General features: G+C 68.0%; 11 protein-coding genes. 9 read left to right on the top strand and 2 right to left on the bottom strand.

The genetic code is table 11. The features are described 5' to 3' along the window. Nucleotides 1–122: 122 nt before the first annotated feature. From AC0KWY_RS10710 to AC0KWY_RS10670, 9 genes are all read left to right on the top strand, one after another. On the top strand, nt 123–998 hold the full coding sequence (locus tag AC0KWY_RS10710; RefSeq protein ID WP_474029637.1) for a branched-chain amino acid ABC transporter permease: 876 nt from the start codon (nt 123–125) through the stop codon (nt 996–998). 2 nt (nt 999–1,000) lie between these two features. Then, a complete protein-coding gene (locus AC0KWY_RS10705; protein WP_474029636.1) occupies nt 1,001–1,933 on the top strand; it encodes a branched-chain amino acid ABC transporter permease in 933 nt (310 codons plus the stop codon). 1 nt (nt 1,934) lies between these two features. Further along, entirely contained in the window at nt 1,935–2,696 is a 762-nt protein-coding gene (locus AC0KWY_RS10700) for an ABC transporter ATP-binding protein (RefSeq protein WP_474029635.1), read from the top strand. A gap of 10 nt (nt 2,697–2,706) precedes the next feature. After that, nucleotides 2,707–4,014 (top strand): ATP-binding cassette domain-containing protein, encoded by a 1,308-nt coding sequence (locus AC0KWY_RS10695; protein ID WP_474029634.1) that lies wholly within the window; start codon nt 2,707–2,709, stop codon nt 4,012–4,014. Nucleotides 4,015–4,297: 283 nt separating this feature from the next. Then, entirely contained in the window at nt 4,298–4,504 is a 207-nt protein-coding gene (locus AC0KWY_RS10690; protein ID WP_474029633.1) for a hypothetical protein, read from the top strand. A gap of 421 nt (nt 4,505–4,925) precedes the next feature. After that, nucleotides 4,926–6,041, top strand: coding sequence for an efflux RND transporter periplasmic adaptor subunit (locus tag AC0KWY_RS10685; protein WP_474029632.1), 1,116 nt, complete (start codon nt 4,926–4,928; stop codon nt 6,039–6,041). Further along, nucleotides 6,038–9,109: an efflux RND transporter permease subunit gene (locus AC0KWY_RS10680; RefSeq protein WP_474029631.1), complete on the top strand. Its 3,072-nt coding sequence runs from the start codon at nt 6,038–6,040 to the stop codon at nt 9,107–9,109. Before AC0KWY_RS10685 ends, AC0KWY_RS10680 begins: the two co-directional genes overlap by 4 nt. Further along, the gene (locus tag AC0KWY_RS10675; protein ID WP_474029630.1) at nt 9,106–10,326 is read left to right on the top strand and encodes a cation:proton antiporter domain-containing protein; all 1,221 of its coding nucleotides are present in this window, start codon (nt 9,106–9,108) and stop codon (nt 10,324–10,326) included. Before AC0KWY_RS10680 ends, AC0KWY_RS10675 begins: the two co-directional genes overlap by 4 nt. Before the next feature lie 107 nt (nt 10,327–10,433). Then, on the top strand, nt 10,434–10,916 hold the full coding sequence (locus AC0KWY_RS10670; RefSeq protein ID WP_474029629.1) for a DUF488 domain-containing protein: 483 nt from the start codon (nt 10,434–10,436) through the stop codon (nt 10,914–10,916). Here AC0KWY_RS10670 and AC0KWY_RS10665 read toward each other — a convergent pair. After that, nucleotides 10,873–11,697, bottom strand: a complete 825-nt coding sequence (locus AC0KWY_RS10665; RefSeq protein WP_474029628.1) for a hypothetical protein — start codon at nt 11,695–11,697, stop codon at nt 10,873–10,875. The genes AC0KWY_RS10670 and AC0KWY_RS10665 overlap by 44 nt on opposite strands. A 98-nt stretch (nt 11,698–11,795) precedes the next feature. After that, nucleotides 11,796–15,446: a translocation/assembly module TamB domain-containing protein gene (locus AC0KWY_RS10660; protein WP_474029627.1), complete on the bottom strand. Its 3,651-nt coding sequence runs from the start codon at nt 15,444–15,446 to the stop codon at nt 11,796–11,798. Between the last annotated feature and the right edge of the window lies 1 nt (nt 15,447).

Raw genomic sequence — 15,447 nt, 5'->3', positions numbered from 1 at the left:
CGGCGGGGCTCGATGGCAAGCGGGGCGGTTCCGGTTGCCAACCAGGGTCATCGCCCTTGACAATGTAGGGCTATCGGAGGAGACAACATGATAATGACCAGCCTGCGGGCAGGGGGACGCTGATGCTCGCCCAGTTCCTGCAATTCCTGTTTTCCGGGGTCACCGTCGGCGCCACCTATGCGCTGGCCGCCCTCGGCTTCACGCTGATCTACAACGCCAGCAACGTCATCAACTTTGCGCAGGGCGAGTTCATCATGCTCGGCGGCATGCTGGCCGTCTTCTTCGCGCAGATGGGGCTGCCGCTGCCGGTCGTGCTGCTGCTCGCCATCCTGGTGCCGGCGGTAGTCGGCGTCCTGGTCGAGAAGCTGGCGATCGAGCCGGTCAAGGGCGCCGAGACGGTGACGCTGATCATCATCACCATCGGCGCCTCGCTGGTCATCCGCGGCATCGTCCAGGTCTGGCTGGGCAAGAATACCTTCAGCCTGCCCGCCTTCTCCGGCGACGCGCCGATCGAGATTCTCGGCGCCACGCTGCTGCCGCAGAGCCTGTGGGTGCTCGGCATCACTGCGCTGGTGGTGGTCGCGCTCTGGTACTTCTTCAACCGCACGCTGCAGGGCAAGGCGATGCTCGCCACCTCGTTCAACCGGACGGCGGCGGAACTGGTCGGCATCAACACCAGCTGGGTGCTGTTCATGAGTTTCGCCATGTCGGCCGCGCTCGGCGCGTTGGGTGGCATCCTGATCACGCCGATCACCCTGACCTCCTACGACGTCGGCATCATGCTCGGCCTCAAGGGCTTCGTCGCTGCCGTCGTCGGCGGGCTGGGCAACGGCCTGGGCGCGGTGGTCGGCGGCCTGCTGGTCGGCATTCTGGAGGCGATGGGCGCCGGCTACATTTCGTCGGCGTACAAGGACGCGATTCCCTTCGTCCTCATCCTGCTCATCCTGTTCTTCATGCCGCGCGGCCTGTTCGGCGGCAAATCGACCGATCGGGTGTAAGCATGCAAAAGAACCCTCATCTCGGCCTCGGGCTGCTCGCCGCCATCCTCATCGCGCTGCCCTTCGTGCTGCCCAACAGTTTCTACCTCGACCTCGCGGTACGGATGGCGATCAACGCCATCATCGTCATCGGTCTCAACCTGCTGATCGGCTTCGCCGGCCAGATCAGCCTCGGCCACGCCGGTTTCCTCGGCATCGGCGCCTACGCCTCGGCGGTGCTGCCGACCCATTTCGGCTGGCATCCGCTGCTCGCCCTGCTCACCGGCGCCGTCGCCTCGGCGCTGCTGGCGGCGCTGGTGGCGCGGCCGATCTTCAAGCTGAAGGGGCATTACCTGGCGATGGCGACGCTCGGGCTGGGCATCATCATCAACATCGCGCTGCGCAACGAGGCGCAATGGACCGGCGGCCCGGACGGCATGGCGGTGCCGGCGATGGCGCTGTTCGGCATCGAGATCAGTAACGACCGCCAGTGGTACTGGGTGGTCGCCGTGCTGCTGGTGATCGCCGTCTGGGCTTCGCAGAACCTGATCGACTCGCCCTTCGGCCGCGCCCTGCGCGCGCTGCACGGCTCCGAGGTGGCGTCGCAGGTGGTCGGCGTCAACGTCGTCCGCTACAAGGTGACGATCTTCGTCATGTCGGCTTTCTCGGCCAGCGTGATGGGCAGCATCTCGGCGCACTACATCGGTTTCATCAGCCCCAACTTCGCCGACTTCTTCCACTCGATCGAACTGGTGACCATGGTCGTCATCGGCGGCATGGCCTCGGTTTACGGCTCCGTCGTCGGCGCCGTGCTGCTCACCGCGCTGCCGCAGGCGCTGGCCACCTTCGAGGGCTGGGAAACGGTGGCCTTCGGCGCCATCCTGATGTTGTGCATGATCTTCCTGCCGCGTGGCCTGGTGCCGACGCTGGCGGCGCGTTTCGGCAAGGGGGAGTGAGATGAGCCTGCTCCAGGTACGCAACCTGTCGATCCATTTCGGCGGCGTCAAGGCGGTGCAGAACGTCAGCTTCGACATCGACGCCGGTATCGTCTACTCGGTGATCGGCCCCAACGGCGCCGGCAAGACCACGCTGTTCAACCTGATCACCGGCGTCTACAAACCGAGCAGCGGGGAAATCCGTCTCGACGGCGAGGCCATCCACGGCCGCGCGCCGAGCGAACTGGCGCGGCGCGGCGTCGCCCGCACCTTCCAGAACCTGCAGATCTGCATGAATATGAGCGCCATCGAGAACGTCATGGTCGGCGCCCATCTGCGGCTCGATCGTAACCCGTTCAAGGCGGCGCTGCGCCTGCCCTCGCTGCGCCGGCGCGACCGCGAGCTGCGCGCCGAGGCGGCGCAATTGATGGATTTCGTCGGCCTCGGCCAGTACGTCGAGGCGCGCGCCGACGCGATGTCCTACGGCGCCCTCAAGCGTCTGGAGATTGCCCGCGCGCTGGCCATGAAGCCGCGCCTGATCTTCCTCGACGAGCCGGCCGCCGGCCTCAATCCCAAGGAGACCATCGAGGTCGATACGCTGGTGCGCAAGATCGCCGATTCCGGCGTCACCGTCGTCCTCGTCGAGCACGACATGAAGATGGTCATGAACCTGTCCGACCGCATCCTCGTCCTCGACTACGGCAAGAAACTGGCCGAAGGCAGCGGCGCCGAAGTGCGCGCCAACCCGGACGTGATCGCCGCCTATCTCGGCACCCATGCCTGAGGGAAACGCCATGGAAGCATTGCGCATCATCACCGAAGAACACCAGAACCTCTGGCGCGTCGCCGTCACCCTCGACCTCGTCGCCGGCGAAATGGAAGCCGGCGAGCCGGTCGATCCGGCCTTCTTCCACTCGGTGTTCGACTACATCGAACACTTCATGGACGCCTGCCACCACGCCAAGGAGGACGAATACCTGTTCCCGGCGCTGCGCCAGCGCAGCCCGGAAGCGGCGGCGGTGCTCGACCGCCTGCAGATCGAACACCGCAACGGGCCGGAAATCCTCCGTTCGCTGCGTCGCCAGTTGGCGGCACCGGCCAGCGCGCCGGGCGAATTCGCCGGCAACTTGCGCATCTTCGCCGAGAGCCTGAAGTCGCACATCCGGACCGAGGAAAAGGACGCCATGCCGCTCGCCCGCGAGGTCCTGCTTGCCGAGGACTGGGCGGTCATCGACCGCGCCTTCCTCGACAACGCCGATCCGGTGTTCGGCGAACAGGCGCGCGTCGAGTATCGCCAGCTCTTCCACCGCATCGCCAGCCTGGCGCCGGAATCGGTCGGCCTCGGCGCGCACAGCGGCGGCGACCTGGAGCCGGCGGCGCATGCCGTGGCCGGCGACACCATGCTGCGCGTCAGCGGCCTGGAGAGCTGCTACGGGCGGATCAAGGCGCTGAAGGGGATCGACCTCGAAGTGCGCCAAGGCGAGCTGGTCGCCCTGGTCGGCGCCAACGGCGCCGGCAAGACCACTTTCCTGCGCGCCCTGTCGGGGGTCCAGCCGATCAGCGCCGGACGCATCTTTTTCAACGGCGACGACATCACCAACTTGCGCGCCGACCAGCGCGTGCGCCGCGGCATCTGTCAGAGCCCGGAAGGGCGGCAGGTGTTCGGCCCGCTGTCGATCGAGGACAACCTGCGCCTGGGTGCCTTCACGCAGCCGAAGGCGCAGGTCGAGGGCGATCTCGACAAGGTCTTCGCGATGTTCCCCATCCTCAAGGAAAAGCGCCACCTGCCGGCCGGCACCCTGTCCGGCGGCCAGCAGCAGATGCTGGCGATCGGCCGCGCGCTGATGGGGCGGCCGAAGATGCTGCTGCTCGACGAACCGTCGATGGGCCTGGCGCCCTTGCTGGTCGAGGAAGTGTTCAACGTCGTCAAGTCGCTGAAAGCGCAGGGCATGACCATCCTGCTCGTCGAGCAGAACGCCTTTGCCGCGCTGGCCATCGCCGACCGCGGTTACGTGCTGGAAACCGGCGCGGTGACGCTGACCGACAGCGGCCAGGCGCTGATCGCCAACGAACAGGTGCGCGCCGCCTACCTCGGCATGTAGGTTGCTCGGCGGCGTTCATGTTGTCTGGCGTGGCGTGCGGCAATGACAGTTCGTAGGCGCCGCAGAAGTCGCGCAAGCCTTCGTCGTTGCTTGGCAGGCCGTAGCTGCCGCTTGCCGGGTGATAGTTGATCGCGTATTCGCGGCAGACCCGATTCACGCGCAACTGGCGAGGCCTGTTGCCGGCAAGCTGTGCAGCTGTTTCCACCGGCGTGAACGCAGAAAACAGAACCTGGCGATACCGACCGTCGGCGCAGGCCAGAAAAATGGCGTAGTACTTGAGCGAGTGAGTAATTCCGACCAGGCCGCCTTGTATCTCGACGATCCGGTCAGGACGGCGGTCGGCATCAAGATCGACGTTGCGATGCTCGTAAGCCTGCAGGTAGCGGTCGGTGTGGCACGCAGGCGGGGCGTCGTCCTGGCAGATCGTCAGGGCCCGCAGTGCCAGTGTTCATCGACCTCGCTGAGCACGATGGGGGCGTCGCAGCTGTGATGCCTGGCGAGAATCACGAGCGCGTTGCTCAGTCGCATCTGTCACCCCCTTGGCAGCTTGCGTAGCGCATGCGTGAGCCATGGCCAAATCAGCATTGCCCTCGTACCACGTCGCCAAGGGTTGCCCCGGCGACTGCGGTGTCTGGCAGCAGCAAGTGCAGGCTCTTTACTGCTTGCTGGTTGCCGCGATGCGGCGGCGTGTTTTTGCCCCCGCGGGGTGTAGGGGAGAGCGGCGGCAGTTTGGGCATCGCGATGGAATGAGGCCGGGAGAGGGGAGATTGCATCATGACGATGTCACGCCGGTCAGGGTGGCTGGTTCATGCCGCGGGGTGGTGCTCTGACGGTCAGTGATGGCGTGGGCGAAACAGAGGTCGCGGCAACGCGGTATCATCCGCAGGTTTCCCAGCCCGGGCAGGTTCGGCATGATCGACAGGCAGACTCAGTTCGCATCCCGTTTTGCAGGATTCCGGCGCGCCGGCGCGCTGGTTTGCGTCCTGCTGCTCGCCGCCTGCGGCAAGGAGGCAGCGCCGCCGCAGGCCGCCGCCAAGCCGGCCTTGAGCGTCGCCGTGGTGGCGCCGCAGACGGTCGATTGGCCGCGTACCCTGAGCGCCAATGGCGATGTCGTCGCCTGGCAGGAAGCGGTGATCGGCGCCGAGCTGTCCGGCCTGCGCATCGTCGAAGTGGCGGTCGAGGTCGGCCAGACGGTGCGCAAAGGCCAGGTGCTGGCGCGCCTCGATGCGGCAACGGCGGCCAGCGAGCGGGCTGAGGCGCAGGCGGCGGTGGCCGAGCTGGAGGCCACCCAGGCCGAAGCGCGCGGCAACGCGGCGCGGGCCAAGGAACTGCAGGCCAAGGGCTTCTACAGCCAGCAGATGAACACCCAGTACCAGACCGCCGAGCAGGCGGCCGGCGCCCGCTTGGCGGCGGCGCGGGCGCGTCTCGAATCGGCGGCGCTGCGCCTGGCGCGTACCGAGATCAAGGCGCCGGACGACGGCGTCATCGCGGCGCGCAGCGCCGCCGTCGGCTCGCTGGCCAGCGCCGGCCAGGAACTGTTCCGGCTGATCCGCGGCGGCCGCGTCGAGTGGCGGGCGGCGGTGCCGTCGGCCGACCTCGGGCGGATCGTCGCCGGCGGCCCGGTGCGCATTACCGGCCCGGACGGCGCGACGGTTGCCGGCAAGGTGCGCCAGGTGGCGCCGGCGGTCGATCCGGCGACCCGCAACGGCATCGTCTTCGTCGATCTGCCGGCTGCCGGCGCGATTCGCGCCGGCATGTTCGCGCGCGGCGAGTTCGAACTCGGCAAGGCGCCGGCGCTCACCGTGCCGCAGGCGGCGGTGGTGCTGCGCGAGGGTTTCGCCTACGTCTTCACGCTGCAGGGCGGCGACCGCGTTGCCCAGACCAAGGTCGGCCTCGGCCGCCGCCAGGGCGAACGGGTCGAGATCGTCGATGGCCTGCCGGCGTCGGCGCGCATCGTCGCCAGCGGCGCCGGCTTCCTGGCCGACGGCGACCTGGTGCAGGTGCTGGCAGCGGGCGCCGGCCAATGAACGTTTCCGCCTGGTCGATCCGCAACCCGATCCCGGCGATCCTGCTCTTCCTGCTGCTGACGCTGGCCGGGTTGGTCGCCTTCAAGGGCATGAAGGTGCAGCAGTTCATGGACGTCAACCTGCCGACGGTGACGGTCAGCGCCAGCCTGCCCGGCGCCGCGCCGGCACAGATGGAAACCGAGGTGGCGCGCAAGATCGAGAATTCGGTGGCGACGCTGCAGGGCGTCAAGCATATCTATACCAAGGTGCAGGACGGGACGGCGACGATCACCGTCGAGTTCCGCCTGGAAAAGCCGACCCAGGAGGCGGTCGACGACGTGCGCGACGCGCTGTCGCGGATCCGCTCCGACCTCCCGGGCGATCTCAAGGACCCGGTGGTGAGCAAGGTCTCGGTGGCCGGCGCGCCCATCCTCACCTATACCGTCGCCTCGTCGCGGATGGACGAGGAGGCGCTCTCCTGGTTCGTCGACAACACCGTCGCCAAGGCCATCCTCAGCGCCCGCGGCGTCGGCGCCGTGGCGCGCGTCGGCGGCGTCAGCCGCGAACTGCGCGTCGAGCTCGACCCGGCCCGCCTGCTCGCGCTCGGCGCCTCGGCCGCCGACATCTCCCGGCAACTGCGGCAGATCCAGCAGGAAGCCTCGGGCGGGCGCAGCGACATCGGCGGCGTCGAACAGTCGGTGCGCACCATCGGCACCGTGCATTCGGCGGCGGAACTGGCGGCGATGGATATCGTCCTCGGTAACGGGCAGCGGGTGCGCCTCGACCAGATCGCCAGCGTCAGCGACGACATCGCCGAACGGCGCAGCGCGGCGCTGCTCAACGGCAAGCCGGTGGTCGGCTTCGAAATCTCGCGCAGCAAGGGCGCCGGCGAAGTCGAGGTGGCGGACTCGGTGGCCGTCGTCCTCGCCCGCCTGCGCGCCGAACACCCGGACATCGAGATCACCGAGGCCTTCAACTTCGTCGATCCGGTGATCGAGAACTACGAAGGTTCGATGTGGCTGCTCATCGAGGGCGCCATCCTCGCCGTCATCGTCGTCTGGCTGTTCCTGCGCGACGGCCGCGCCACCTTCGTCGCCGCCACCGCGCTGCCGCTGTCGATCATTCCGACCTTCGCCGCGATGGCGCTGATGGGCTTCACGATCAACGTCGTCAGCCTGCTCTCGCTGTCGCTGGTGGTCGGCATCCTGGTCGACGACGCCATCGTCGAGATCGAGAACATCATGCGTCACCTGGCGATGGGCAAGACGCCCTACCAGGCGGCCATGGAAGCGGCCGACGAGATCGGCCTGGCGGTCATCGCCACCACCTTCACGCTGATTGCGGTGTTCCTGCCGACCGCCTTCATGAGCGGCGTCGCCGGCAAGTTCTTCATCGAGTTCGGGTGGACGGCAGCGATCGCCGTCTTCTTCTCGCTGGTCGTCGCCCGCATGCTGACGCCGATGATGGCCGCCTACCTGCTGCGTCCCACTACGGCCCATGCCGAGCCGCGCTGGCTGCGCATCTACGCGGGCTGGGCCGGCTGGTGCCTGCGTCACCGCGTGCTGACGCTGGTCGCCGCCGGCGCCTTCTTCTTCGGCTCCTTCGCGCTGGTGCCGCTGCTGCCGACCGGCTTCCTGCCGCCGGACGACCTGTCGCAGACCCAGGTCCATGTCGAGCTGCCGCCCGGCGCCCGTTTCGCCGAAACGCTGGCGGCGGCGGAACAGGCGCGGCAGATCGTCGCCGCCCACCCGCAGGTCCGCCTGGTTTATACCGCGCTCGGCGGCGGTGCCGCCGGCAAGGACCCGTTCATGCCGGGCGGCGCCGCCGAAGTGCGCAAGGCGACGCTGACCGTGAACATGACGCCGCGCGGCGAGCGCTCGGGAACCAGCAAGCAGCAGATCGAGGGCGAACTGCGCGACGCGCTGGCGGCGGTGCCGGGGGCGCGGATCAAGGTCGGCCTCGCCTCGGCCAACGAGAAGTACGTCATCGTCCTGGCCGGCGAGGACGGCGAGCTGCTGGCCGGCCACGCCCGCCAGGTCGAGCGCGAACTGCGCGGCATACCCGGCATCGGCAGCGTCACCACGACGGCCAGCCTGACCCGCCCGGAACTGGTGATCCGCCCCGACTTCGCGCGCATGGCCGACCTCGGCGTGACCTCGGCGGCGATCGCCGACACCCTGCGCATCGCTACCGCCGGCGACTACGACCAGGGGCTGGCCAAGCTCAACCTGCAGCAGCGCCAGGTACCGATCGTCGTCAAGCTGCCGCCCGCCGCCCGCGCCGACCTCGACCTGCTGCGCCAGCTCACCGTCCCCGGCCGCCATGGTCCGGTGCTGCTGGCCAATATCGCCAGCGTGGATATAGCCGGCGGGCCAGCCGAGATCGACCGCTACGACCGCCTGCGCAACATCAACTTCGAGGTCGAACTGAACGGTCGGGCGCTCGGCGACGTCGAGAAAGCGGCGCTCGCCTTGCCCAGCCTGCAGCAACTGCCGCCCGGCATCATCCAGTCGACGATCGGCGACGCCGAGGCGATGGGCGAGCTGTTCGCCAGCTTCGGCCTGGCGATGGCCACCGGCGTGCTCTGCATCTACATCGTGCTGGTCCTGCTGTTCAAGGATTTCGTGCAGCCGGTGACCATCCTGGCGGCGCTGGTGCTGTCGGTGCCGGGTGCCTTCCTGGCGCTGTTCATCGCCCAGAAGGCGTTGTCGATGCCGTCGATGATCGGCCTCATCATGCTGATGGGGATCGCCACCAAGAACTCGATCCTGCTCATCGACTACGTCATCCTCGCCCGCCGCGACCACGGGCTGGACCGCTGGCACGCGCTGCTCGACGCCTGCCGCAAGCGGGCGCGGCCGATCGTCATGACGACCATCGCGATGGGCGCCGGCATGCTGCCGATCGCGCTCGGCATCGGCGCCGATCCGAGCTTCCGGGCGCCGATGGCGATCGTCGTCATCGGCGGCCTGATCACCTCGACCTTCCTCAGCCTGCTGGTGATCCCGGTCGTCTTCACCTATGTGGACGACGCCATCGCCTGGCTCGGCCGCCGCCGTAACAAACCGGCTCCGCCTGAGGCGGCATGAACGCCCACGTTTCGATCCTGTTTGCCTCGGCGATCCTTCTCGTCGCCTTCGCCATCGAACGCGCCGGGCGGCGCTACCGGATTCCGCCGGTGATCCTGCTGATCGCCGCCGGCATGCTGACCAAGCCGCTGCTCCATGTCGCCGGCTGGACGCTGGACGGCCTCGACGTGGTGGTGCCGATCATCGGCACCATCGGCCTGGTGCTGATCGTCCTCGAAGGCTCGCTCGACATCTCGCTGTCGCGCGAGCGCCTGTACTCGGCGCGGGCGGCGATGTGGATGGCGCTGCTCGGCTTCCTCGTCTGCTTTGCCGTCCTGACGCCGCTGATCGAACTCTATTTCGCCTTCGGCTATTTCAAGGCGGCGGTGATCGCCGTGCCCTTCGCGCTGATCTCCAGCGCCGTCGCCATTCCCAACAGCCAGTTCCTGCCGCCGCACGGCCGCGAGTTCGTGGTGTACGAAAGCGCGCTGTCCGACATCATCGGCGTCATCGTCTTCTTCGCCCTCGTCCATTCCGACGGCTCCTTCCTCGGCGTCGTCCAGGGGCTGCTCGGCGGCGGCCTGGTGTCGCTGGTGCTGTCGGTGATCTGCGCCATCGGCCTCGCCCTGATCCTGATGCACAGCCGCGGGCCGATCCGTTTCCTGCCGCTGCTCGCCGGCCTGCTCGGCCTCTACGCGGCGGGCAAGCTGCTCTACCTGTCGCCGCTGATCATGGTCCTGCTGTTCGGGCTGACCATCAACAATCCCTTGCTGATCACCCGCGTCCCGTTGTTCGAAGACTGGATGAGCGATCACTACGACACGACGCTCAACGAATTCAAGGCGATCGCCTTCGAGCTGACCTTCGCCGTGCGCGGTTTCTTCTTCATCCTGCTCGGCTACTGGACCGACTTGAAGACGCTGGCGATGCCGCTGGCCTGGTTCGGCGCCCTGGTCGCATTGTTCGTCATCTACCTGTCGCGCGCCGCGCTGCTGCGCAGCTTCGGCGGGCCGCTGGCGCCGTCGCTCCTGTGGCTGGCGCCGCGCGGGCTGATCACGGTGCTGCTCTACCTCACCGCGCGCATGGTGGTGCCGGTGCCGGAATGGGTCGGCGGCAGCGTGCTGATCGTCGTCATCGCCTCTGCCTTGCTCATCCTGGTCGCCCAGCGCCGCCACGACCTGCCGGTCAGGGCGCCGCTTCCCGCCGCACCCGCCGCGACGGTGGAAGACCCCAGGTGAGGGTGTAGAAGATATCGACCGCGTTGTCGCTGCCGGTGCGGCAGTCAGTTGGTGAATCGAGACGGAGAAATTAAACTGACCATCGATCCTTCACTTGGCGAGTATTAATGTCTGTTCCTCTTTATACCTTCGGCTACGAGGGCCTCGATATCGACGCTTTCATCAGTCGGCTGCAAGCGGTTGGGGTCAAGACCATTGTCGATGTTCGTGAATTGCCGTTGTCGAGGAAAAAAGGCTTCTCCAAGACCGCGCTGGCAGAGAGCCTGAAACGTCATGGGATTGCGTATTTCCACGCGCCCGCGCTGGGATGTCCCAAGCAGATCCGTAACCGTTATCGGATGGATGGCGACTGGCAGACCTATGCTCGAGATTTTCAGCGCTATCTTGCCACTCAGGACAACATGGTCAGCCAGCTGGCGGGAATGGCCCGTAGTTCAATCGTATGCCTTATCTGTTTCGAAGCTGATTTCAACTTTTGTCATCGCAGCTATGTCGCCCGTGCGGCGATGCGCCTTGGCAGCGGGCTATCGGTCAGTCACCTGACCGCTAAAACAGTTCTCCCTGACCAGCCTGTGCGGCTAGTGGCTTAGGCGGATAGATCACGCCGACGATCAGCCATTGCTTCGGAAAGCGATGGATTGTTCCCATCAGAAAAAGCAGGTCCTTGGTCGAGAATTCGACAAGGTACTTTTGCCGGAACAGCTTTTGCCAGTCCTGCTTACGATGAACATTCCAGAACAGCGCGCCGGCTTCCCAGTCGACGAGCTTGTGCTTGTGCGTCGTGACGATGCCATCGGATTCGCAGGCATAGACGTAATGGAAGTCGAACGGTAATTTTTTGAGCAACTTCAGCGATTTCTGTTCGTCATGCTGATCAAAAAGCGACCCTTGGGTCTGCGCTTGCATCAGTTTTGCTTTTTCTTCTGGCGTCCACTCGGGGGTGTCGGCTCTCGTGATCAGCAAGTCGATCAGACGTTGCGGGCGTAGCAAGCCAAGGGAGATTCCCCTTGTCTCCCGGGCCGCATCAAGTGCAGCGAAACTGGTGAAGATTTCGAGCGGGACAATGGCCTGCCGTCGTTCGCCCCATTCGTTGCGGGGTGACAAGGGTTCGCCGAGAAGTTCGATGGTGTCGACGGAAATGCGGTGGCTTTCCGGACGATTATCTTCCCGGGTCTTGCGGACCCTGGCGGTGATCCACTGCCATTTCCTGAATTGCTGCTCGTCGCTGACCAGTCGAAAAGGAACTGGGAACAGCCGGATCAATTTCCCCGTGTGCTCCATGCCTGCCACGCAGGATGTTTCGACGTAGCTTGCGCTGGGCGATGGATAGGTCTTGCACAGAATCAGGACTGTTTTGCGCTCGGCAAGCATGGTTGATCGCGGAAGCAGCGGGATGGGAGTTTTTATTATGCCATTGGGTTAATTGCGTTTGGTGAGGTTTTCAGCCCAGCGCCGCCACGACCAGCCGGTCAGGGCGCCGCTTCCCGCCGCACCCGCCGCGACGGTGGAAGACCCCAGGTGAGGGTGTAGAAGATATCGACCGCGTTGTCGCTGCCGGCGCGGCCGATCAACGTGATGTCGCGGGTCAGCGCCACCGACAGGCGGACGATGCTGTCGGCGGTGCCCAGCGACTGCTCGTAGCCGAGCGTCGCCGTTTCGGTCAGGCGCTTGCCGATGCTGAAGATCTGCTGGCCGGTGCTGGCCGTGGTGTCCACGCTGCCGCCGGCGATCCGGCTGCCGGCCTGGCGGCCGCTGCCGTCGAGGCTGCCCTGGCGGACGCCGAACTCGTCGATGCCGAAGCTGCGCTTCAACTGCTGTACCAGTTTTCCGGAGTCGTTGCCGAGCAGGCCGGCGGCCGCCGAGAGCAGGACGCTGGCATCACCGCTACCGGTGTTTTCCGGGCCATGACCGAGGACCAGCCAGGAGAGCTTCTCGGCGTCCGGCAGTTCGGGGTCGGAGACCAGGCGCAGCACCGGTTTCTGCGCCGTGCCGGAAATCTGCACGCCGGCTTCGACGGCCAGCCCCTTGCGCACCGCGCGCACGTCGAGCGCCGGGTTCTCCGGCAGGCCCTGGAAGCGCAGTTCGCCGCGCTCGATCTCCAGTTGCTGGCCGTAGGCGTCGAAGCGTCCGTCGCGGGTGCGGATGGTGCCACTGGCGCGCGGCAGGTCGCGGCCGCTGGCAGTCAGCCGCAGGCTGCCGGCCAGCCGGGTGGACAGGCCGCTGCCGTCGAACAGGAAGTGGCGGCCGAGGCTGATTTCCAGGTCGAGGTCGAGACGCGGCCGGGTGCCGGTGGCGGCTTTCTGCCCCGGGCGTTTGACGATGACGTCGTCCGACAGGCGCGGCGCGCCGGCCGGTGCCATCTGCCACCAGGCGGCATCGACCGCGAGCTGGCCGCGCAGGCCGAGCGCCGCCTGTTGCCAGCTCAGCTTGCCCTGGCCGGAGAGGTTCAGCCACTGGTCCGGACGCTGACGGACGCCGACGCGGTCGAGGACGACGTCGAGATTGGCCTGGCCATCGCTGCTCGCCGGGTCGATGGCGATGCTGCCGGAAATTTCCAGCTTGCCCGGCGCTGCCTGGGCCGCCGCCGCATCGCCCAGGCGCTGGCGCAGCGGGCGCGGCAGCGGCTGGTGCGGGCTGACGAAAACGAAGCGGCGCAGTTGCAGGCGGTTGTCGGTGATGTCGGCGGTGAGTTCGCCCTGTTCGAGGCGCATGCCGCTTTCCGTGTCGCTCATCGCCAGCCGGCTGCCGTTCACCGTACCCGACAGTTGCGGCCGGCCCGGTGTGCCGGCCAGGCGCAGCGCCGCTTTCAGTTCGCCGGCGCTGCGCCACTGCTCGCCGAGCAGTTCGCCGAGCCAGGCGAGGTCGTTGATCGCGGCGTCGAGGCGGCCCTGCCAGGGGCGGTCGGCGGCGAGTTGCCAGGGGCTGGCGAGCGCCGCCTCGAGGCGGGCGTCGACCTTGCCGATGCGGCTGCCGCTGGCTTGCAGTTCGGCCTTCAGTCGGCTGGTGTCGGCATTGGCGGCGAGCGTTGCCTGCCAGTCGAGCGGCGTGCCGGCCAGGCGCAGCGGGCCGAGCGACCAGCCATCGCTCGCCAGTTGCACGGCGGCCGGGGCGAGCAGGCGCAGGTTGCGGGCGGTGTCGTGGGCGTTCACCGTCAGCTCGTTGACTTGGCCCTGCCAGCGCATCTCGCTGAGGCCGCCGCTGGCCGCCAGTTGCAGGCGCTCGCCGCCGGCCAGGCTGCTGGTCAGGCGTAGCCGGTGGCTGCGCCGGCTGCCGTCGACGTCGAGTTGCAGGGCTTGCGCCCAGGTCGCGGTGTGGCCGTCGCCGATTGCGTCAAGGCCGAGCTGGAGTTTGAGCGGCGCCTCGTCGGCGGCGCCGAGCTGGCCGTCGAGCTTGAGGCCGCGCAGGCGGAAGCTGCCCGGCAGGCCGAGCGTCGCCGCCTGCAGGCTGGCGTTGAGGCTCGGGCGCTCAAGCGTGCCGCCGAGTTCGAGGCGGCCGGCGATGCCGCCTTCGCCGCCGAGCGCGGCGAGTTGCGGGGCGTCGATGACGACGCTCAGGCGGTCGTCGGCGCGGCCGAAGGCGCCGTTCGCCTGCAGCCGGTTGCCGGCCAGCGCCAGTTGCAGGTCGACGCCGCTGAGCAGCGGCCAGGCCAGGCGCAGCTTGCCCTGGCCGCTCACCGGCTGGTCGCGGAAGCGGCTGTCGTGCAGCGCGAATTCGCCGTCGATCACCGGCGCCGGCGCAAGGCGGCCGCTCGCCTGCAGCGTCGCGTTCAGCGTCGCCGTCGGCAGCGCGGCGAAACGCGCCGGGTCGAAGCGGTCAAGGCGGGCGTCGGCGCGGAAGCTGAAGTCGCCGGTGTGCAGCTCGCCGCTTGCCTGCAGGCGGGCGTCGCCGGCCGCCAGTTCGAGTTGTTCGACGCGCACCGTCGCCGCCGCGTGCTCGACCGCGGCGCGCAGGCGAAAGCGCGGGTCGGCCAGGTCGACGCGGACCTGCTGGGCGCTGGCGCCCAGTTCGGCCTTGATCGTCCCGGCCAGCCGGGTCGGCCGCAATGCGGCGAGCAGGCGGCCGGCGTCGAGGCGGCTGGCGGTCAGTTCGAGATGCAGGCTGCCGTCCTGTTCGCCCTGCCAGTCGCCGCGCCCTTGCAGTTCGCCGCCGCCGGCGAGCGTCAGGCGCAGTGCCGGCAGTTGCAGGCGGGCGGCCTGCCAGCTGGCGTCGCCGGCCAGTTCGGTGAAAGGCAGCGCCTGGCGGTCGAGCGGGCCGGGGCGGCTGTTGCTGATCTGGAAGCGGGCGCTCACACCGTCGCCGGCCGGCGCGATGTCTATGCGGGCGGCCAGTCGGGCGCTGGGCAGCGAGGCCTGCCAGGCGGCTGGGTCGATCTCCTTGAGGTCGACGTGGGCGCTGGCGAAGGGCTGTTCGGCGAACGGCGTCAGCAGCGCTTCGCCGTCGCCGGCGATGCCGCTTTTCGCCTGCAGGCGCAGCGGCAGTTGGGCGAGCGGGCCGGCGGCGTGAAGGTCGAGGGCGAGCGGGCGCTCGGCCAGTTGGCCGTGCACGGCGAGGTCGGCGCGCAGGGGGAAGGGGGCGAGGCCGTCGATTTCGCCGTCGCCAACGATGGCGACGTCGCCGCTGCGCAGGCTGAGCTCGGCCAGGCGATGCTGGCGGCCGTCGCTGGCCAGGCGGGCGCGCAGCTCGCTGGCCAGGGCGCTGCCGTTGTAGTGCACGGCGGCGATTTCCAGGCGGTCGACGGCGAGTGCCAGCGGCAGGCGCAGGTCGGCGGGCGCTGGCGTCGGCGTCTGCTGGGCCGGGCTGTCGATGCGCAGTTCGCCGATCGTCAGCGCGTCGACCTGCAGCCGGCCGTCGCTCAGTGCGGCCGGCGACCAGGCGAGTTGCAGTTGGCCGATGGCGATGTGCTGCTCGCCGTCCTGCCATTGCACTTCGGCGATCTGTAGCGGACCGGCGAGGCGGCCGTCGACGCCGGCGAACTGCAGGCGGCCGCCGCTGGCCGTGCTGGCAAGGCCGGCCAGCGTGCGCAGGCCACTGCCGGTGCCGGTCAGCCAGGCGAGGCCGGCGAACGCCAGGAGAACGAGCAGGAAAACGAGAAGGGCAAGGGCGGCAAGGCGGCGTTTCATG

The organism is Azonexus sp. MM2026_4 (assembly GCF_055901855.1).
The sequence above is the reverse complement of the archived record's forward strand: the minus strand, read 5'-3'. Positions and strand labels throughout refer to the sequence as shown.

Bases quoted from the DNA above. Each gene is read 5' to 3' on its own strand.
- AC0KWY_RS10710 (WP_474029637.1), top strand. From the start codon at position 123: ATGCTCGCCCAGTTCCTGCAATTCCTGTTTTCCGGGGTCACCGTCGGC.
- AC0KWY_RS10705 (WP_474029636.1), top strand. From the start codon at position 1,001: ATGCAAAAGAACCCTCATCTCGGCCTCGGGCTGCTCGCCGCCATCCTC.
- AC0KWY_RS10700 (WP_474029635.1), top strand. From the start codon at position 1,935: ATGAGCCTGCTCCAGGTACGCAACCTGTCGATCCATTTCGGCGGCGTC.
- AC0KWY_RS10695 (WP_474029634.1), top strand. From the start codon at position 2,707: ATGGAAGCATTGCGCATCATCACCGAAGAACACCAGAACCTCTGGCGC.
- AC0KWY_RS10685 (WP_474029632.1), top strand. From the start codon at position 4,926: ATGATCGACAGGCAGACTCAGTTCGCATCCCGTTTTGCAGGATTCCGG.
- AC0KWY_RS10680 (WP_474029631.1), top strand. From the start codon at position 6,038: ATGAACGTTTCCGCCTGGTCGATCCGCAACCCGATCCCGGCGATCCTG.
- AC0KWY_RS10675 (WP_474029630.1), top strand. From the start codon at position 9,106: ATGAACGCCCACGTTTCGATCCTGTTTGCCTCGGCGATCCTTCTCGTC.
- AC0KWY_RS10670 (WP_474029629.1), top strand. From the start codon at position 10,434: ATGTCTGTTCCTCTTTATACCTTCGGCTACGAGGGCCTCGATATCGAC.
- AC0KWY_RS10665 (WP_474029628.1), bottom strand. From the start codon at position 11,697: ATGCTTGCCGAGCGCAAAACAGTCCTGATTCTGTGCAAGACCTATCCA.
- AC0KWY_RS10660 (WP_474029627.1), bottom strand. From the start codon at position 15,446: ATGAAACGCCGCCTTGCCGCCCTTGCCCTTCTCGTTTTCCTGCTCGTT.